Annotated in this window: 18 protein-coding genes; 8 read left to right on the top strand and 10 right to left on the bottom strand. The window is 63.8% G+C overall.

Going from position 1 to position 18,636, the window contains the following annotated elements; all coding sequences use genetic code 11:
• Nucleotides 1–1,093: 1,093 nt before the first annotated feature.
• The 3 genes from ACGFNP_RS35005 to ACGFNP_RS34995 form a co-directional block, all read right to left on the bottom strand.
• A complete protein-coding gene (locus tag ACGFNP_RS35005; RefSeq protein ID WP_393325948.1) occupies nucleotides 1,094–4,159 on the bottom strand; it encodes a DUF3427 domain-containing protein in 3,066 nt (1,021 codons plus the stop codon).
• A 122-nt stretch (nucleotides 4,160–4,281) separates the two neighbouring features.
• The gene (locus ACGFNP_RS35000; protein WP_393325946.1) at nucleotides 4,282–5,196 is read right to left on the bottom strand and encodes a YDG/SRA domain-containing protein; all 915 of its coding nucleotides are present in this window, start codon (nucleotides 5,194–5,196) and stop codon (nucleotides 4,282–4,284) included.
• A gap of 385 nt (nucleotides 5,197–5,581) precedes the next feature.
• Nucleotides 5,582–5,833, bottom strand: coding sequence for a GntR family transcriptional regulator (locus ACGFNP_RS34995; protein ID WP_393325943.1), 252 nt, complete (start codon nucleotides 5,831–5,833; stop codon nucleotides 5,582–5,584).
• Nucleotides 5,834–5,998: 165 nt separating this feature from the next.
• On the opposite strand from ACGFNP_RS34995, the gene ACGFNP_RS34990 reads away from it, so the two are divergent.
• The 3 genes from ACGFNP_RS34990 to ACGFNP_RS34980 all read left to right on the top strand — a co-directional run bounded on the left by ACGFNP_RS34990 (nucleotide 5,999) and on the right by ACGFNP_RS34980 (nucleotide 7,332).
• Entirely contained in the window at nucleotides 5,999–6,181 is a 183-nt protein-coding gene (locus tag ACGFNP_RS34990; RefSeq protein WP_393325941.1) for a hypothetical protein, read from the top strand.
• A gap of 1 nt (nucleotide 6,182) precedes the next feature.
• The gene (locus ACGFNP_RS34985) at nucleotides 6,183–6,464 is read left to right on the top strand and encodes a hypothetical protein (protein WP_393325938.1); all 282 of its coding nucleotides are present in this window, start codon (nucleotides 6,183–6,185) and stop codon (nucleotides 6,462–6,464) included.
• A 403-nt stretch (nucleotides 6,465–6,867) separates the two neighbouring features.
• On the top strand, nucleotides 6,868–7,332 hold the full coding sequence (locus tag ACGFNP_RS34980; RefSeq protein ID WP_393325936.1) for a hypothetical protein: 465 nt from the start codon (nucleotides 6,868–6,870) through the stop codon (nucleotides 7,330–7,332).
• A gap of 469 nt (nucleotides 7,333–7,801) precedes the next feature.
• Here ACGFNP_RS34980 and ACGFNP_RS34975 read toward each other — a convergent pair whose 3' ends face one another.
• From ACGFNP_RS34975 to ACGFNP_RS34965, 3 genes are all read right to left on the bottom strand, one after another.
• Nucleotides 7,802–8,191 carry a hypothetical protein gene (locus ACGFNP_RS34975; RefSeq protein WP_393325933.1) on the bottom strand — a complete coding sequence of 130 codons (390 nt, stop codon included), beginning with the start codon at nucleotides 8,189–8,191 and terminating at the stop codon, nucleotides 7,802–7,804.
• A gap of 196 nt (nucleotides 8,192–8,387) precedes the next feature.
• Complete coding sequence (locus tag ACGFNP_RS34970) at nucleotides 8,388–10,454, bottom strand: hypothetical protein (RefSeq protein WP_393325931.1); 2,067 nt, start codon at nucleotides 10,452–10,454, stop codon at nucleotides 8,388–8,390.
• A complete protein-coding gene (locus ACGFNP_RS34965) occupies nucleotides 10,451–10,684 on the bottom strand; it encodes a hypothetical protein (RefSeq protein WP_358331975.1) in 234 nt (77 codons plus the stop codon). The genes ACGFNP_RS34970 and ACGFNP_RS34965 overlap by 4 nt, the downstream gene beginning before the upstream one ends.
• Nucleotides 10,685–11,537: 853 nt before the next feature.
• Here ACGFNP_RS34965 and ACGFNP_RS34960 point away from each other — a divergent pair.
• Nucleotides 11,538–12,263, top strand: a complete 726-nt coding sequence (locus ACGFNP_RS34960) for a hypothetical protein (protein ID WP_393325929.1) — start codon at nucleotides 11,538–11,540, stop codon at nucleotides 12,261–12,263.
• A 320-nt stretch (nucleotides 12,264–12,583) separates the two neighbouring features.
• A complete protein-coding gene (locus ACGFNP_RS34955) occupies nucleotides 12,584–13,348 on the top strand; it encodes an NAD(P)-binding domain-containing protein (RefSeq protein WP_393325927.1) in 765 nt (254 codons plus the stop codon).
• 419 nt (nucleotides 13,349–13,767) lie between these two features.
• On the opposite strand, the gene ACGFNP_RS34950 is transcribed toward ACGFNP_RS34955, so the two are convergent.
• Entirely contained in the window at nucleotides 13,768–14,583 is an 816-nt protein-coding gene (locus ACGFNP_RS34950; protein ID WP_393325925.1) for a type II CAAX prenyl endopeptidase Rce1 family protein, read from the bottom strand.
• Nucleotides 14,584–14,672: 89 nt separating this feature from the next.
• On the opposite strand from ACGFNP_RS34950, the gene ACGFNP_RS34945 reads away from it, so the two are divergent.
• Nucleotides 14,673–14,795, top strand: coding sequence for a hypothetical protein (locus tag ACGFNP_RS34945; protein WP_393325923.1), 123 nt, complete (start codon nucleotides 14,673–14,675; stop codon nucleotides 14,793–14,795).
• Nucleotides 14,796–14,800: 5 nt separating this feature from the next.
• Here the strand turns inward: ACGFNP_RS34945 and ACGFNP_RS34940 are convergent, their stop codons facing one another.
• From ACGFNP_RS34940 to ACGFNP_RS34930, 3 genes are all read right to left on the bottom strand, one after another.
• Nucleotides 14,801–15,019: a hypothetical protein gene (locus ACGFNP_RS34940; RefSeq protein WP_393325921.1), complete on the bottom strand. Its 219-nt coding sequence runs from the start codon at nucleotides 15,017–15,019 to the stop codon at nucleotides 14,801–14,803.
• Nucleotides 15,016–15,183, bottom strand: coding sequence for a hypothetical protein (locus ACGFNP_RS34935; RefSeq protein WP_393325918.1), 168 nt, complete (start codon nucleotides 15,181–15,183; stop codon nucleotides 15,016–15,018). The genes ACGFNP_RS34940 and ACGFNP_RS34935 overlap by 4 nt, the downstream gene beginning before the upstream one ends.
• Before the next feature lie 338 nt (nucleotides 15,184–15,521).
• Nucleotides 15,522–16,340: an alpha/beta fold hydrolase gene (locus ACGFNP_RS34930; RefSeq protein WP_393325916.1), complete on the bottom strand. Its 819-nt coding sequence runs from the start codon at nucleotides 16,338–16,340 to the stop codon at nucleotides 15,522–15,524.
• Between the two features lie 536 nt (nucleotides 16,341–16,876).
• Here ACGFNP_RS34930 and ACGFNP_RS34925 point away from each other — a divergent pair.
• The gene (locus tag ACGFNP_RS34925) at nucleotides 16,877–17,944 is read left to right on the top strand and encodes a glycerophosphodiester phosphodiesterase family protein (protein WP_393325913.1); all 1,068 of its coding nucleotides are present in this window, start codon (nucleotides 16,877–16,879) and stop codon (nucleotides 17,942–17,944) included.
• Between the two features lie 384 nt (nucleotides 17,945–18,328).
• Nucleotides 18,329–18,619 carry a hypothetical protein gene (locus tag ACGFNP_RS34920; RefSeq protein ID WP_393325911.1) on the top strand — a complete coding sequence of 97 codons (291 nt, stop codon included), beginning with the start codon at nucleotides 18,329–18,331 and terminating at the stop codon, nucleotides 18,617–18,619.
• Nucleotides 18,620–18,636 lie beyond the last annotated feature (17 nt).

Raw genomic sequence — 18,636 nt, 5'->3', positions numbered from 1 at the left:
AAGGCAGATTGTCGATCACCCAGGGCGTGAGGTTTCGGACTTCGTCAGGCCACGTGTTTCGTACGTCGAGTTCGCACGACGCGATCTTGACAGAAGCCCAGTCGAACTCTTGTGGATCAGGTAACCGCATATACCCAGGGTCGCATGCCATCTCCCCTTGCGTAGGACGGTCCGCTATTCCGGTGTTGATGTGGCTGCGCATACGCCCTGCGGACGTGGAAATCGGAGGTGGCTGGCCGCCGATGTCGGCTCCGCCTGGTGCCTGGTTGATGACGATTTTCAGCCTGATGCCGGGAGCCACTAAAGGGGCTCTGGATTTTCACTTCGAGTATGAGAGTTCGGCCCCCCATTTCCCCTACGGGCTACTCGGGTAGCCACCCCTAGTCGCCACATGGGAGACGAGGGGCGCAATTGCAAGAGACCAGCTATCCGCTGGAATTTGTGGACGCCGCGATCGACATCGGCATGAGCGGCCAGGTGGTGTGCGCGCGTAGCGAGCGAGGACGATCCCGGACGGCGCCGCCAGGAGGTGCGCGCTCGCCGTGCTGACTGCATTCTTCCTCACTCTGGCCGACCAGTTGTGCTGCCAGAGCGCGACCTTGGTGGCTATGGAGGTCGCCTTGGCCTGCGTACTGGAAGGAAGCCGGTCCACTACCTGCTCGAGGCAGAAGGCTTCACCGGGTCGGTGCGTTTGGATCACTGTCGAAGTCGATCCGGCGGGTCACGATCGGGGCCTACTCGGTGGGTGCCTGGTCATCGGTGGTCTTGGCCGCGTTGGGCACGCTGACGAAACTTCTCATGTGCGGGACTGTTTAGATCAAACCTTCCTCGCGGAGAGCGCGTACCGCTTTGCGCCCGTTGTCGCGGGTGATGCCGAACTCCTGGACGAGAGAGCTCGGAGACCAGGTACTTGGGCGGATACGCACCGGACTGGATACGCCCTCGAATCACATTCGCTACCTGCTGCCATCTCGGCCTATCCGGCCCGAACTCAAACATGAGTCAACGGGAGAAAACGGCGAGCAGGACCGCGCCGTGCTCGGCGCTGCCGGACAATCAACGTTCGCCTACGACGATAGACAACGGTAGACACTCAGCCGGCCGTGGCCTTCGCATAGTGGAACACGTCGGGCGGGAGCGGGTGGTCCAGACGCCAGACGAAACGGATTGGTCGGTCGCCTTCGTGGCTGACGTAACGCATGGGACCGGCGTAGGTGTATGGTGGCGCGCCCAGCCCCTCGTCACGCTTGGACTGGCGGATCAGCAGGTGAACGGTGGACTCGCCGGATAGGTAGCGGCGAGCGGTTGCGGCTGAGGAGCGTAGGGTGCTCTGCGATTCCCACTGGAACAGTTCTTCGGTGATCGCCCGATCGTGGTACAGCGTGGTAGGGGAGTAGTGGTCTTCAGCTTTGTCGATGGTGACGAAAAACAGGTCCGCCTTGTGCTCCTCGACATATTTGACGCCCTCGCGCATGTGGGCGGGCTTGTCTACGCCGAAGGCGGCCAAGACTTCGTTCTTGCTGTAGCGGGCATGGACGTGCAACGGCACGATCGGGTCCAACTGCGGGGCGACGTGACGAATCCCTGAGTGCAGTACGCCGGCTAGTTCTCGAAGCTCCATAGCCCGAGCGCCGGTGAGCTGCGCGAGTCTGGCCTCCATACCGGAGGCAGGCTGGGTACCGCCCCACAACATGACGTCCAGCATGGCCAGGAGACGCAGCTCACGGGGTGAGCGCGAAGTTCGGCCGTTCAGCATTTCGGTTAGGAACGCGAGGCGCTCGACGTCGTCGATATGCAGCATCCGACCGAAGGCGCGGCCCAACTGCTCATCCGGTGTATCGGCTTCAAGGCCGGCGGCGTACCGCAGAGAGGCCCATCCCTGCCGCCGCCGGTAGAGGTCCTCCACATCCAGTCCGGTCTCGTCCAGAAACCGCGGCAGAGTGACATCACCGAGATCGCGCAGCTCGCGAGACAGGTCCTTCCAATTGAGGCTGAGCGCCTGCCGAACGTTCTCAAGGACTAGGCGGCGTACGTCGCGGTCCAGGTCAATAACGCAACCGGCGGGCAAGGCGGGGAAGCCCTGCTCGATCTCGCGGGCGATTCCGGTATGACTGGCACCGGTGAGTGCCCGGTAGCGCCGATCGAAGCGAAACTGCTTGTGCTGGTTGCCAACGAAGTCGAGCACGGTCAGGCACGGCTTGTCATCGGACAGCCGCAGACCACGGCCGAGCTGCTGCAGGAAGACAGTGGCACTGTCGGTGGGGCGCAAGAAGAGAACGGTGTCGATCTCTGGGACATCGACGCCCTCATTGAAGAGATCAACAGTGAACACTGCGTTGATCCGGCGTGCTCTCAGGTCACGCAACGCTTGGGAACGATCGCTAGGCGAGCTCTGCGCCGTGACTGCAACCGAGGGGAGCCCCGCTCGGGTGAAGCGGTCGGCCATGAAGCGGGCGTGGTCAATGCTCACGCAGAACCCGAGGGCTCGCATTCGCCCGACGTCGCCAATCTTGCGATTAAGTGTCTCCAACACAACGGCCACTCGACGGTCGTTGCCCGTGTAGACGCCGGACAACTGGCCTGCGTCGTAACCCTGTCCCCGGCGCCAGTCGACCTGACGCAGATCGGTGCCGTCGTGGATGCCGAAGTACTGGAACGGCGCGAGTAGACCACGCTCGAGTGCCTCCCACAACCGCAGCTCGGCCGCGATCCGACCGCCGAACCAGTGCTTGATATCTTGCCCGTCGGCGCGTTCTGGCGTCGCGGTCAGACCAAGCAGCACCCTCGGGTGCACGGTGGATAGCAAGCGTCGGTAGGTCGAAGCCTCGGCGTGGTGGAATTCGTCCACGATTAATACGTCGACCGCGTCCGTCTCTGGCACCGGGTTGGAGCGTAGAGATTGGATCGAGGCGAAGACGTGCCGCCATTGCTCGGGGCGCGCGCCGCCGACGTACAGTTCGCCAAACGTCTCGTCGCGCAGCACCTGGCGGAAAGTGAGCAGGCTCTGCCGCAAGATCTCCTCACGGTGGGCGACGAATAGCAGCGAGTCAGCCTGCCCGGCGTCACGTAGCCGGCGATAGTCCAGGGCCGCGACCACGGTCTTGCCGGTGCCCGTCGCCATGACCACCAGGTTCTGCCATCGGTCGTGGATCTGGCGTTCGGCGGCGAGCTCGTCAAGGATCTCGCGCTGGTAAGGGTAAGGGCGGACATCGACGTGGGCGAAGTCGATGACGACCTGTCCGCCGACGGAGCGCTCGGCCGACAAGGCACGGTCGAGCCGCTCGGCATCCTTCGCTGGGTCATAGGGCTCGAATGAGGGGTCGCCCCAGTAGTCGTCGAAGGTGGCCGCGAAGGTGTCGATCAGATGTGGTTGCTCTGCCTGGGCGAGCCGTACGTTCCATTCCAGGCCATGGCTGAGAGCCGTCTTGGACAGGTTCGAGGAGCCCACGTAGGCCGTGGACAAGCCTGACTTCCGGTGGAACAGCCACGCCTTAGCGTGGAGGCGGGTCATCCGGGTGTCGTAGGAGACGCGGACGTCAGCGCCCATGGCGGCCAGCCGGTCCACTGCCAGGCGGTCGGTGGCGCCGATGTATGTGGTGGTCACCAACCTCAGTTGTCCGCCGCGCGCCAAGAATTCCTCGATCGCCTCTGCCAGCACCCGTACGCCGTTCCATTTCACGAAGGCGCACAGCAGGTCCACGCGATCTGCGGAGGCGAGCTCATGCTTAAGCTCATGGCCGATCTCTGGTTGGCCCCTGCCGTTTACCAGCAACGCACTGCCTGTAAGAGGAATCACCGGACGCGCCGGGAATCGTACCTGCCCTGCCGCGTCCCGGCTTCTCGCGAAGGCCAGTAGTTCCTCGGCGGCCTCCACGAGTTCTTCAGGTGCGGCGGCCTCGGGCACGAGATCGCCGATTAGATCGGCGATGCGGTTGACGATCTCGACCTGCCGGGCCAGCCGTGCTGCGTCGGTTTCTCCTCGGACGGCACGCAACGCCCGGCGTGTCAGCGCGGCCAGATGCCGTGCCAGCGTCTCGTGGGAATCGGCGATATCCAATGATCGTCGGTCGATGAGCTCGCGGTCAGGGACTGCGCGTAGCAGGGCGCCCACTTGACGGGTGATTAGATGTTCGTAGACGCCCGGCTGGAGATCGCTCACGCCCGCGACTATAAGGCGTGGCGTGGCTACGTGAAGGTGTAAGTGGCTTGCCGCCTTAGCTCAGCAGCCGAACATCTCAGGCGCTCGTAGAAGGATCACGAGAGATCGAGGCTGACCCGGCCTTATCCGCGAGCGGTACCCGTCGTCCATCGTGCACGGTGGTTCGCTACATACTGCGGATTGATCCGATGCGACCGGTTCACGATGAGGGTCCCCTTGACCTGACCGGTGCGGGCTTCGATTACCTTGAGATCATCGGACAGGTAAATAGCTCCGTTGTCGAACCGAACATGATCGTTCGGGCAGAGGCAGAGGACGTTCTCGACAATGTCGGGACCACGGTGAGGGCTGCCGATGGCCTGAATATGAGCTCCCTCGCTGTAGCGGCCGCCGGCTACTTCTACTGCCAGCCCACAGATTTGGCACTCGTGGTCATACCAGGCTTTAACCTGCTGGACAACCTTGCTGTTGCGGACGATTCGCTGAACCACGGTCTCGATCACCGGGGCAGGGCCTGGGGTGTTCGTGACCATATCGATCGTGCTCTGGAGGGGAGGCGGCGTAGCCGTGGTAGATGCCTCGTCTGGGAGCTTGACTAGGGTGAATTGCCAGATCCGGAATCCATCGATGCCCACCTTCGCCCCGTGGGACTCCACGCGATACAGGCCGTCGTACCGGAGTCCTGAGGCAGGAGCATAGGGCGAGTCAGAGTTACGGCCCCGGACTACACGGACGGGCAGCCCCTCGAGTTCACTGCGGACCAATCCGGCGTTACCGGGATCGGATAACTCTTGATCGCGGACCTGCCGGCCGGTGTCTGGGTCGCGACCGCCATGACCCGTGTAGACGATGGTTTCGCCGTAGTCCTTGTCGTCCACGTACCCGCCGGAGACCACGATGGAATCGGCGCCGTCTTTTCCAGTTCCCGAGATGCCTGCCTGGAGCGGAGCATGGACGCCCGCATCGTGCAGTGCCCGCCGATTCCCGTACGCCGACCCTACTCGTTGGCCCTCAATGTGCCCAAAGATCCTCGCCATGTCGACATAACTAACATGAGCGTCAAATGGTTCCAAGCGGACAGGGCCATCTCGTGTTGGCAATCAGGATTTCCCAAAAGCCCACGTTGCTGACATTGCTGGTGGCCGCTCACCTCGTGATGTGACACGGTCGAGGGAAGGTGTCCTGTTCGTTTGCCGGGACGAACGGTGATCCAGATACGGTTCCTCGCTCACCCGTCTTCAGCCCGATCGGAAGGCGACCGGATGTGCTTGATCCGGTTTGACGGGCTTCCGAGATCAGGGTTCCTTCCCGGAAGGATGTCGATGATGGAGAGCGTGGGGAACAAGAAGCCGCGTCCTCGCTGCTCGTTCACGCGACTGGACGCGCTCTGGCATCGGCCGGGAAGCGATTGCCAATGTGGATCTACTTCTCCGGCCAGTTCCCCCGGGGTGCCACGAACGTTCCCCGTCCCTGAATCGTGACGACCCAGCCTTCCTCTCGAAGGAGCTCCATGGCACGCCGGACCGAACCGCGAGCGATGCCGTGCTCCTGCTGCAGCGAACTCTCGGAAGGCACCAGCTGCCGCTCCGCCAAGCCGCCGGCCTTGATTTTCTCCCTGATGATCCCCGCCAACTGCTCATAGATCGGCGTCGGGTCAAGCTGGTCGACTGTCACAGACAACACGTTAGAGACGAGTAGGCATGGGCCTTACGCCTGGTACGTGCTAGACGTACTAGACGGGATGAACGAGTTGAACGTACGCTGCTGAGAAGCGACGAGCCCGCCCCAGCGATGGAAGCGCCAAGGCGGGCTCTTGATCGGACACGGGAGGTCCGACCCATGGGTAACCCAACCACGGATGAGCGATTCGCACCTCACCTGATGTCGGAGGTCCAGGCTGTGCTGGAGAAGCACGGCTATCGGCTGCCGCCAGGAAGCGACTACATCCACGAACTCGTTATGGCCCGCGTCGACGTCGCGCTCAGGAACCTCGTCGAGGGCTTCGAGGGGAGGACCGCGTGACATGGCGGAGATCCCTGACTTCCATGGACCGCACTTCGGGCCTCCGCAGGCCAACCACGTCAAGCTGACCTGGTACGCACCAACCGATCGGGCACGGTGGATCCGCGTGGTCTCGCATTCTTGCGAGTGCAGCAGGACGTTGTACGAGCTGTGCGCCGCCGGTGGCCAAGGGTTCGTACGCCGGACGGACCGCGCCGAGGGCACCACCCACGAAACCGCGTGGATGTTGACCGCGGCGGCGAGAAGTCTCTACGAACGGATCCTGCGCGGCGAGGCGCTATGAGACCGGAACGGCAGACGGTTTCCTAATGCGGGCCGGGCACGATCAATGACGCCCTCGACCTGTAGATCATTATCATCCGTCTCGGCCCCGGCTATGGTCGGGGCCAACCTTGCGAGTGACTACAACAGGTTGAATTCGTAGGGTCGGTCATGGGGTTTGCCGGGTTGCCGAGGGTGAGCCCGATCTGGGCTGGGCCCCGGTGAGCAGGTGGGGCCGGTACTGGAGCTTCTTGAGCTTCCGAAGTTGAGGGTTCGGAGTTACAGCCTGGCGAGCCCTGTACGAGCCCCAGACCGGTTTTGACAGGGTTCTCCCGCCCGCGCCCGGAAGGGCCATATCTCAGCAGCATGTCCCGATCTGGTTACTCCTCGCGAAAAGTTGCCGCCGGCGCTTTAGTCTGTGCGCCGTGGGAATGGAAGGCCTAGATCTACTGGCTGTGATAGGCAGCTCAGGAGCAGCCGGATTGCTCAGCGCTCTCGCGTCGGTTGTCCGCGATCGCTTCGATCGGCGCAAGGAAGTGCATGTAGCACTCCCACCCAGCACGCCGACGATTGAGGATCGAGCGGATGAGCTGGCGGAGATCCTCAAGCGTTCGACAACGTTGCTGGACGAGCTGACAGCCGAGATTGCGGCACGAACCGCGACGGCTATAGAGATGGAAGCGAAGGCGAAGCACGCGGAGAACCTGGCCTCGTTGCATGAAGAGCAGCGTCAGGCAGTGGAGAAGCTGCTTGACGCGAGGCTAGAAGCCCGGCTGAAGGAGAGCGGCAAGAAGTCCTTCCTGCAGGGCATGTGGCTGAACATCATCAGCGGAGCGTTCTTCTTCGCCGCCGGTGTTGTCGTGACCATCTTGCTCGACATCGGCCGATAGCACGGAGATTTCGGCGTACGTTCGACCTATGAACGATAAGAAGATCATCTGGGTCAAGCCGTTCGATCCGGCTAACCACAAGCCGGAGACCGAGGGTCAAGCCGGACGCTGTGGGTGGCACGGGACAAACGAGGGTGTGCCTTGCGGGGAGACGCCCTTCGCCAGCGTCAAGTTCCACTACTCCGACTTCCAGCCTGTCTACTCCGCGTGTGAGCGTGCCGTGCGGGAGATTTCCGAGCGGTATGGCTTTCCGATCCCACCCAGCCGCTAGGCCCCACGGAGAGCCCCACGAGATTCGGCCCAGTTTTTCGATGCGCGTGCCTACAGAGTAAGGGTCCAGACCAGAACACGCAGCCAGGTCACACCCCCTCGACACCCCCGGCAAACCCATGACCGACCCTACGAATTTAACCTGTTGTGGCTTTGTTGGAGATGGCTCACCGCGCAGCGTGAGCTACAAAGAGACTGGTTACGTCGCCTCGGGGGTGCAGTGATGTATCTCGCCGAAGCGATGGCGGGCGATGCGGAGTAGCTCGGTGAAATCCTTGACCGGATCGCGCCCCTTCGCCATCTCGGAAAGGTCGATGCCCATCCATGGGCGTTTATCGCCACATCGGAACAGCATGAACGCGACATAGGGCTTCGTTCTGGCGCTCTCCCCTGTGTACGCGATCAACCCTTTTCCGAGATCCAGCGGCAGTACTGACAGCTGCTTTCTGCCGAAATTCTCGCGGGCAAGATCGAGTGCCTCGCTCCCGCCGCGTACGGACCAGTTCAGGGAAAATCGGTTGTACGTGTTCCTAAGCGCGCATCCGCCATGAGTGGTGGGAACGCCGTCCTTGCTCTCCTCCAGTGGCATGGTAAGACCGCTGATCTTGCGTATTGCCTGTTGAGGAACTACGTCGCACCAGTAGGGACCCGAGTTGGTGATTGGGCTGGTATCGACAGTTGCGGATGGTACCTCTGCCGGAGGGCCGCCGCGTTGAGTACAGCCGGAGCTAAGCGCCAGCACAAGAAGCGTTCCGAGGACGACGTCCGGAGCACGCCTGGCCATGTCAGTAGTTCCGGTCGATGCCGAGGTTGGCGTGGACATCCACGCCGGCACTGTTATCCATGTCCACTCGTATGTCTTGCGTCTTGCTTTCGATCTTAGTGTGCCAGCGTGCCCAATCAATGAATCCGTCGTAGGTGGCGGGGTCGGCGACGATCTCGTCGAGCGGTTTGAGAGCAGGAGGATGTCCTGCTGTGGCGAACGGCTTACCTTCAAGGTCCTTGAGAGCGCTTGAACTCCAGCCGCCGTGGGCGATCTTCGTGCTGAGGATCATCTGGCGTACCATCCACAGGGTCATCTCGCGGTCATCGTTCGCCTGCTGCAAGGCCGAATCCTTGGTCAGTCCTTCCTTCACCAGTCGCTCGGCCAGGACTGCCGACAGCTTGTCGAAAGCCATCGGCGTGAGTTTCTCGTGTGCTTTGTCCCCCCAGAACCCGAACCGCGAGGCGAGCTTGCCCGCAGGGCCGGTCAGTTCGCCCAGCGTGTCAAGGATCAGGCCCTTCATCTCCGCCCTAGCCTGTTCATCGCTGCTGGCTTGAGCCATCAGGATCAGCCTTCGAGGTTCGAGCAGATGCGCCATGAAGCGAGCCTCAGGGATGAGCAGCTCTCGGATGCTCGCCCCGTTGTCCCGCCTGTAGGAGTCCTGGATCGCTTTGAACATGCGCTGGGCTTCCGCGCCCACGAGGGCCTTCACCGATCCCCCGTTGCGGCCCACGAAGGTCAGCACACGATCCATCTCGACCTGGTTGATGTCCTTCAGGTCAGGGTCTCCGTCGTCGAAGAGGCTGAAGATCTCGTCGATGTGCGCGGCCATGACCGTCCCCATCGGTCCGTCTAGGAAGGACAACCGGTCCAGCTTCTTCTGGTCGGCGATTGTCAGCTTCCCGTCGTCTCCCCGGTCGAAGACGCCGTCGAGTTCCTTCTTGAGAATGACGAGCGCGTCGTTGGTGAACTTGACTGATTCCTTGTCTTTGCCGCTCAACGCCGTCTGCAGAAGGCCGGCGAAAGGAGCGTAATTCTTCGTGTGGTTGAAGCCGTCCAGCCGATCCGTGAGCAGGTATTCCATGATGCTCTTCCCCCAACCCTGTGGGGTGTGGAAGAGCAGGGCCTGCGCTGCCTCCGGCGTGTGTCTCGCGGCCTGGGACAGATCGTCGATGACGCTGGCCTTTATCGGCTTCCCCGGTTCCCCCATGTTGGGCCCGCCGGGCTGCATCGAATCGCTGAGCCCGAGCACGGTGGCCAAATCCATGGCGTTGGCGTAGGGCGGGCCGGAATCCGACAACTCCTTTTGATGGACGATTGCGTCCCGGCCCACCACCTCCATGAATCGCTTGGAGAACGGCGGCTTGCCGTCGCTCGCCCGCCAGATCAGTGCCTGCGCCTGATACCCGACGTAAGCCACCTCGTTGGCCCGGTGCTGCGCCCGCCCTTCCTTCACCAACTGGGAGAGGAACGCCTCGCCCATGAAGGCCGGGTCTTTGGGATCGGTGCCCTTGGCCAAGGCCGCGGCGAGCAGCTTCATGCCCTCCTTGACCTGCTGGGACACCTGGTCGCCCTTGGCGGTCCGCATCATTACGTTGGCCCGCATCTGAAGGGCCAGCGATGCCGGAAGCTCGGTGATGCCCTTGGCCCCCAGTTTGGCCAGGAAGGCCTTGACGAATTCCGGGTCAGAGGCCTTGCCCGCGAATCCCCGCAGTTGCGCCATGGCATTGGCGTCCCCGCGGCCCGCGGCCACTGCGGCGTTCGCGGCCAGCGTTCCGTTCAGCAATCCCTCGGCGGCTGCCAGCGAATCGGGGACGGGAACCATGGTCCCGGCCGGCGTGTGCGTGCCGAAAGTGACCTTCAGTCGTTCCATCTCCCTGATCAGGTTTTGCCGCCGCCGCAGGTCTTCGACCTCCGCCCCAACCTCTCTGGCCATGTCGCGGATGCGCAGCGCCGGTCCGGTGTCCAGCCCCGCGGCCGTGAGTTCGCCGTGCAGTGCTGCGGCCAGTCCCTCGAGTTGCTGGGCCGCCGTGCTGTGCCTGGAGACCAGGCTGTCGAACTCGGGTTGCTTGATCCCGGTGAAGCTCACCTCGTACCCGCCAGTTTGTCGCTGGCGTCGGCGACGGCCCGGGCGAGCATCGCGCGTAGCTCCCGCTCGCGGCCGTGTACGGTCTGGCCGAAGCGGCCGCCGGTTGGTCCCACCCACGCTCCGGCATCCATCAGCTCGCAGGAAGGATGAAGGGCCCACCAGTGGTCGTCGGACAGCTTCTGGATGCGTTGCGCCGCCGCTCGCATCGCCTCGCGATCAAGATCAGGCATGCCGATCTCTCCTCGTACGACTCCCAAGCCCCCTAGAGACGATAGCTCTCTCCGGGCCGATTGCCCTGGCATCAAACAAACTCGGAATTTTTCCTGATAATTCGAGCCAAATAGCTCGCCAGTGCGTACACCTTTGAAGCGACGCGCGGGCTCCGACGGACGCTCCCCTTTCTCGATTGCGGGTAGTTAGTACGCTTTGTTCTGCGCTTTGGCACGTCCATGACGGATACCCGCAGTTGACTCTTGACTAAACGTCACAGTGAGCCGGTTCCGCGCGCCCAGCAGAGCAGGACGTGAAGCCGTGACGTAGCGGTGGATCTTGTTGTTCGTAAGCTCGTCGTCGCTTGCCGGTGGAGGAAGCCCGGTTCGGGTAGCTGCCAGGAGGCCCGGTAGCAGGCCGGCGGTTTCGTCTGGAAACGGGCGGGTCGAAGCCCAGCGTCAAAGGCCCTGTAACAGGGGGAGCGACGGTGCGTTCCGTATCCGGTCCGTGCCTTGCAGCATGTGCTTTACCGGGCGGCCAAGGCGGTTCCCTCTGGGGCTGGCCATCCCGGCGCGCCCCGGTGGCGTGCCGGTGAGTCCGGCAGAACGTGGAGTCGACGTTCACCGTCCACCCGATGCGACCGCGCGCGTCGGCCCGCGCCTGGAGCTTGGCGAGCAGCCCTGCCCACACTCCCAGGCGCTGCCAGCGGCGGAACAGCCTGTAGGCGAGAAGTGTAGGAGCGTCCGCCAGTAGGCATCGGATGCGTGGGGATGTGTCTGACGCCAGGAGCGAGTGTCAGTACAGACGTCTACTATCCGGGCTGACTGGTGATCAAGTGTGACCACCGATTCCGTCTGAAGGGGCGCCCCCAGCATGACCACCATCTTTACCGTGTCCGTCGACTCCGTCGAGGGCTTGACCCTCCGTGGGAGGGTGCACATCGTCAACCCCGACGTCCCATCCGTGCCACAGGAGACCGTCTTTCCCCTGTCTCTCCTGGCCGATGCCTGGTGGAAGCTGGACAACGGGTTTCTGCACGACGAAGACGATGAAGACGGAGAGCGGTACCCCTTCACCGAGGAGCAGGGCAAGGACATCGTGGCAGGCATGCGGCTGAAAGATGAGTTCCCGGATCTCTTCGAACTCATCCTCGGTAAGGAGATAAGGGTCACCAAAGATGGATACCTACTCGCGGACGACGGCAAGACCGTCCTCGAACCCAGGCGCAAAGCGGAAGACGTGTACGAGCTGAGCGGGGGCAGCCGCCCCGGCTATTCCGTGTTTACTTCCGGCGACGCCGAGGAGTTCTCACAACGCGCCGCCGACATCGTGACCTCCTACGACATCAGCCCGTACCAGAACGTCCCGCTACTGAGTGAAGTCGCAGCGCTGAAGGACCCGAACGAGCCCTGGGATTCGGAGGAGCCGGACGGCCCCGCCGATCTGGACGATTTTGGCGCATGGGAGCTTCTGGGGGACTGCTCCTTCGCTGACTATCCTTACGCGGAGATCGTGGTGACGGTCAGCGACGCGGGCTACCTGGAGCACTTGGTCGCAGGTATGCGCTGGGATACGACCATGACCGGGCATGTGTGCTGAGAACTCGTAACACGAGCCTCAAGAGTGTCCTCAGTAGATAGCGGCGCCGGCTGGCGCGGGAAAGACGCCGAGCCACCGTCGACTCGCTCCTCGGAAGGCAGCGGGCGGGCCGTGGCTCCCAGCACCGCGGGCCAGAAGGCGGCCGCCGCCTCGGCCTCCTGCGTGGGGGTGTCGATCAGGAGGGCGTAGACACGACTGCGGTGCATGGTGATCACGCTGAGCGGACGCGCGATGCGGCACGTCGCCAGTAGCGCCAAACATACGGGGAGTTGTAGGTCCAAAATGGGCCACGACCACCACGCACCATGGAGGTAGACACTGTGAAGCGCATCGGCATCATCGGAGTGGGCGAGATCGGCCGGGCCATCGTGATGGGCCTGTGTGACGGAGGCGGCGAGTCGCCAGAGGTGTTCCTCTCTCCCCGGGGAGCCCGCACCGCTGCGGAACTGTCCGAGCGCTACGAGGGTGTACAGGTCTGTGCCGACAATCAGGAGGTGGTGGAACGCTCCGAGCTGGTGATCATCGCCGTACGTCGCCCAGACCGGCACGATGCCCTGGACGGCGTGCGGGTGGACGGCGACAAGGTGGTGGTCAACGTGATGGCCGGCGTCGGCAACGACGACCTGCGGCAGACACTCGCCACCGATGTCCCGCTGGTCCGGGCCATCCCCCTGCCGGCCATACGCGAACGCCGCTCCGTCACGGTGGTGTGCCCATCGCACCCGGAGGTGAACTCCTTCTTTGAGCAGATGGGTGGAGCGCTCCCCGTCGCGGATGAGGCGGCCTTCAACGTCTTCTCCGCGGTGACGGGGACGCTGACCGCTCACTACTGGTATCTCGCCACGCTCACGTCGTGGGCCGTCGGCCAGGGCATCGCCTCCGACGACGCCGAGCACTACGTCCGCGGCCTCTTCCAGGGCGTCGGCCGCTCCTTGAGTGACGAGACGCGCTCCCTGCACCAACTCGCAGCCGACCATGAGACCCCGAACGGAAGCAACGAACGCATCCGAACCACCTGGTTCGACTCGGCCAACTCCGAAGCCCTCAAGAAGGCCCTCGATGACCTCCTCGCCGATCTGAAGTGACCGGCGGGCCACCACAGCACTCAGCCGCAACGATGGCCGCCGCCATAGCTGCAAGCCCTCGGCCACCGTCGGCACTCCGTTCGACGGGCCCGAAGGAGCCATCGGCATGCTGAATCTCGCACCGGGCCTTTTGGTCGCCCACCCTGATCCGCAACTACGTGTTCATGTGCCTCCCCACGCTCGGACAGCATGTCTACGCCGAATACTGGAAGCCGACCCAGGACCTACTCGATCCCAAGGCGCTGGAACAGCTGATGTAGCTGCAGCGGGGCGGTCTTTAGGCAGCGTCTGTCGGCTGGACTACGCAGCTTTTGCGTGGTCGGTCTCCGGCCTGGCGGGAAGTCCCTTCACGATGAGCAGGATCCCTAGGGTGACCTCGAAAAGACCGCCGGGGATGGCACCCCTCGTTTCGGGCGGTCTTACATCGAGTAGGCGCCGGAGGCGAGGGCGATGATGCCGACCACGGTCATCAGCAGTGCCGAGCCGGGGTGCATGGTGATCGAGATGCGGATGTCCTGCTTCTTCCAGGCGAGCCAGACGCCGGGGTAGAGGAAGACGAGCTTGGACAGGACCGTCCAGGGGGCCCAGAAGTGGTACACCGAGAAGAAGAAGGTGTTGAAGAACGGGGCCCACTTGCCGAGCTGCGGGAGGCGGGGCAGCAGGAAGCCGCGGAAGTAGTACTCCTCGAGCAGGGGCAGGGTGAAGCCGGTGAACGGCGCGCAGATGAGCAGCGTGGTGAGGACGAGCTCGTGTGAGTAGCCCTGGAGGTAGGCGGTGCCGTCGGGGCCGGCGCCCTGGTAGTTCACCCAGGTGAAGAACCAGTCGTAGACGATGTTGTCCAGCGGGGTCAGCGAGAGCGAGACCACGGTCATCCACACGAGGCACGCGGCCCCGAGCCAGAAGACCTTCCTGCGTGAGAGCGGCTTGTCGCGGTAGTGGACGACGCCCTTCATCGTGAAGCGGCCGGTCTGCTTCTTGCCCAGCCACAGCAGGAACAGCTGGAGCGGGAAGAGCACAACCGCGAGGGCGATGGCCCAGGCCAGGAAGATCGGGAAGTTCATCGTCCGGACCAGGGGGGCGGCGATGAACGCGTACACGCCGACGATGACCGCGCCGGGCACCAGGTGCAGTGCGATGGAGAGCGGGACGGAGTGACGGTCGGCGAGGAGCTTCGCGACGAAGCCTTTCGGCTGGGCGCCTTGGGTGTTGGCCAGGGGTTGCATTGATGTGTCCATGCCGAGAATCGTGGCCCCGCGACCAAACATGGAGCTGACATGGCTCTGATACGGCTTCGAGTCGCCGTGAAAGGTGCAGGTTACGGTGGGTGCGGATGTACGCGTGCGCCTCGATCGCCATGCCGTTTGCGATCATCGCCATCGCCATCGCCGCGGTCGCCTTCATCGTCAACGGATCCAGCCTGCGCGCCGCCTTCCCCAAGGCACGCTGACCTCCTCACCGCTCATCGCGCGGACCGGCACGGCATCCGGCGGGCCGGACATCCAGGCGTGTCAAGGGAGAGAGCAGCACACCCACGACCAGAGCCAGTTCGTACAGGATGAACCAGACGCCGGTCGGCACGGTGGAGTTGGAGGGTGATCGATGGTTCAGCCGGTCGAGCACGGTGATGAGAACCGCCTCGGCGGCCAGGATCAGGGTGATGCCGAGCGTCACATTCCGCGCATGCGCGACCTCAACATGTCGTTCCATGGCTCGCCGTACCAGGGATTGAGCTCTCCCGTCGGATGGACGATCAGCTGGAGCGCGATCAGGTTGACCGCGGCGTACAGGACGGGGGCTCCCAGGGCGGTCGAATATTTGAGGCGACGTACGTTCATGCGCTGTTGGATGCCAATGTCGGCGTGTGGGTTCCGGCTGGGCGCCCAGCCGGACAATGAGGACCCGAATTTCGCCGTCTATCCACAGGTGGCTGGTGCAGGTCAGGTCGGGACGCCTCGAGTCCAGGGCACCAGCAGATTGCTGTTCCGCTCTCCGATATCGGGCGCGCCTGGGTTCCGCCACCTGCGCGTTTCGCGAAAATTCACGGCCCTATCACCGCGGGCCTCACGCTGACGACCCGGCCTTCCTCTCGCAGGAGTTCCATGGCTCGCCGGACGGAACCGCGAGCGATGCCGTGCTCCTGCTGCAGAGAACTCTCGGAAGGCACCAGCTGTGCTTATGCCTGGTACGGGCTCTGAGGGACGGGATCATCCTTCGCAGGCACGGGGATGAGGTCTTCGGGTAGCCGAGCGCCCGTGACCTCGGCACGGATCATGGCCGTGAACAGTTCGGGCTTTTCGCCGCTCCATGCGTGTCCCACTCCGGGTGCCAGGCAGGCCTCGCCCTGGGGAAATGCTGCGGCGATCTCGGCCAGGGACCGTTTGGTGAGATCATGCTCGTTCTCGCCGGCCACTGCCAGAATCCGGCACCGGGAGTCCTTGGCCTGGGGCGGAAGCCGAAAGCCGAGGGCTTCGCTGCTGACCTTGCGGAATGCCTGCCGCGTGGTGGCTCGCGCGGCGCTCTGGTAGCCGTCGATGTCGGCCGCAGGAACGTTGAGCGCGCGAGCATTGGCCCGCAGCACTGGCCCCCATTTCATGGCCGGTGCCATCAGCGCACCCATGAGCCGCAATCTGCCTGGGTTGGGGAACGGCAGCACGTTCACCCCGCTCACGATCGCGCTCACCACCACCTCGGGAGCTGTCGCGGTCAGATACGCCCCCACATAACCGCCCAGGGAAAGCCCAACGACGTGCGCCCGGCCCGACGGAGCCCGCGCGGCGATCATCTCGGCTACCAGACGGGCGGTGTCGGCGATCGAGACCCACGGGCACGTGTTGCTTTGCCCATGCCCCGGCAGATCGGGAACCAGCACACGCATGCCGGTCGCCAGTGCGGAGACCTGCCTGTTCCACATCCAGCCGCTGGTGCCCACACCGTGCAAAAGCACCACCGCCGGAGCGTCGACCGGACCCGCCTCTTGGACAAAGATCGCCATACCCGCCATGCTGGCACGCCGTCTCTGACTGTGCGGGCCTCACCCTCATTCTTCTGCGAAATAGTGCCCGTTGTCATGGAAGACAGCCCCATTGCGGCATCGTGAGCGGCCGGTTCTCGAGTCGCGTTGTGCGCCGTTCAGGCCGAGCCGGTCAAGTGGCAAAGGCCTATTTCATTCGCAGGAGACAGCAAGTCAACTAGCTGCCTCATCACGGTCGCGGAGTGCTACCAAAACTCGTTCGCCATATCACCGAGAAATTCCAGGCACATCGGAGTCCTGCCGTACGGGCTGAGGGAGGGGAGCGGGGACGTGGCCGCTTACCACGATCTACGTGCCACCTGCCGTGCTACTTCGTGCCGTCCAGCGTTGGGTGGTTGGTACAGGTCAGGTCGGGACGCCTGATCTCGGGTGCTCTGGGTCCGCCTCCTGCGCGTTCTGCGAAGGTTCACGCCCCCATCACGCCATGGTCGTTACGGGGGTCGGCCGGCGATCTAGCGTCGTGAGGCCAGACAGGCCAAACGCAGCGGAGCCCCCTCATGCACCTTCGTCATGTCCTGGTGAGCCTGGCCTTTGTGCCCGCGCTCGCCGCCCCAGTAGCTGCCCACGCGTCAACGGCCGACGGTCCCGGCGTGCTGCCCCAGAAGACTCACTTCGACCTTCAGGCCCACCGCGGTGGCATCGGTATGACGACCGAGGAGTCGCTGGAGGGGTTCGGTAAGGCGATGCGCCTCGGGGTCAGCACTCTGGAGCTGGACACCCACGTCACCAAGGATGAGAAGGTCGTCGTCAACCACGACCGGCAGATCAGCGCTCAGAAGTGCCGCGACACCGCACCGGTCACGCCCGGTGATCCGCTGTACCCGTACGTCGGAAAGTACATCAAGGACCTGACCCTGGCTCAGATCAAGACCATGGACTGCGGGTATCAGCAGTTGCCCGGTTTCCCCGAGCAGGAGCAGATCAAGGGTTTCCGGATGGTCGAGCTCAAGGACGTCTTGAACCTCGTCAAGAGCTACCGCGCCAAGCAGGTCACGCTCAACATCGAGACCAAGGTCGAGGCGGGCGCGCCCAAGCAGACCGCGCCTCGCGAGCTGTTCGTCCGCCGGGTCTTCGAAGAGATCCACACCTCGGGGATCGAGCGCCAGGTCACCATCCAGTCCTTCGACTGGGGCGCGTTGCTGGAAATGCACCGGCTTGCGCCGACGTGGCCGCTGGTGGCGCTGACGAACTACGACTTTCTTCAGATCGGCAAGCCCGGTGCCTCCCCGTGGCTCGGTGGCATTGACGTCGACAACTATGAAGGCGATTTGGTGAAGGCGGCCGCCGCTATCCCTGGCGTCACGGCGCTCTCTCCTAACTACGGTTTCCCGCAGAGTGGGAAGGTCGGTGACCCAGGCTTCCGCTTCTACCCCGATCAGGCGATGGTGTCGGAGGCGCACGACCGGGGGCTGAAGGTCATCCCGTGGACCTGCGACGACCCCGCCACCCTAGAGGCCCTCATGGACATGGGCGTTGACGGCATCATCACGAACTACCCGAACCACGTCCGGCAGATCATGGCCGACCGCGGCATGCGACTGCCGAAGGCCTACGCGCCGCGCTGACTCCCTCTCGGGCACGCGACATCGTCCCGCCTACCGCGACCGCCAAGAGCCCTCCCTGGTTGGGCCATGGGCGGGTGCAGAGGTGCGTCCCGAAGAAGAGAGCGCGGATTTGGCGGGCGGGGCAGGATGTGTGCTGTGGAAGTCGAGGGAGCCGGTGCGGGTCGGTTTCGGGATCCCGGTGTGCGTCTGTGGCATTTCGCCAGGGAGATTCTGGTTCGGTGTCCGCGGTGTGGCGGGCGTGCGTTGGTGGCTGTATATCGCGATTATCGCGATGGCCATGCGTACGCGATGGGCTGGTTGACGGCGCCGCATCGGTTGACCTGTCTCGGGTGTGGTCATGTCGCCGAGTGGGTGCCGCAGCGGTGGAGTAGTGGTGCTGGGGATGTGTACTTCACCGGTCGTGGCGCGCTCGTGGTGCCGACGTTCGGCGGGCCGGATGACCCGTACTTTGGATTGCCGTTGTGGTTGCGGCGGGCTTGTTGCGGGCGGGTGCTGTGGGCGTACAACGTGCCGCATCTGGAGTTGCTGGAGGCGTATGTGGCTGCGACGCAGCGGGAGCGGCCCAGGCCAGCGGGGTCGCAGACGTTGCTGGAGCGGTTGCCAGTGTGGATGAAGGCGGCCGGTAACCGGGCCGAGGTGCTCGCCGCGATCCGAGCGCTGCGTGACGGAGCGTAAGGGGGTTCGTCCAAGCC

Origin of the sequence: Nonomuraea sp. NPDC049269 (assembly GCF_043197155.1) — a bacterium.
Classification (GTDB): domain Bacteria; phylum Actinomycetota; class Actinomycetes; order Streptosporangiales; family Streptosporangiaceae; genus Nonomuraea.
Note: the sequence above shows the minus strand (reverse complement) of the source record. Positions and strands in the feature narration are given on the sequence as shown.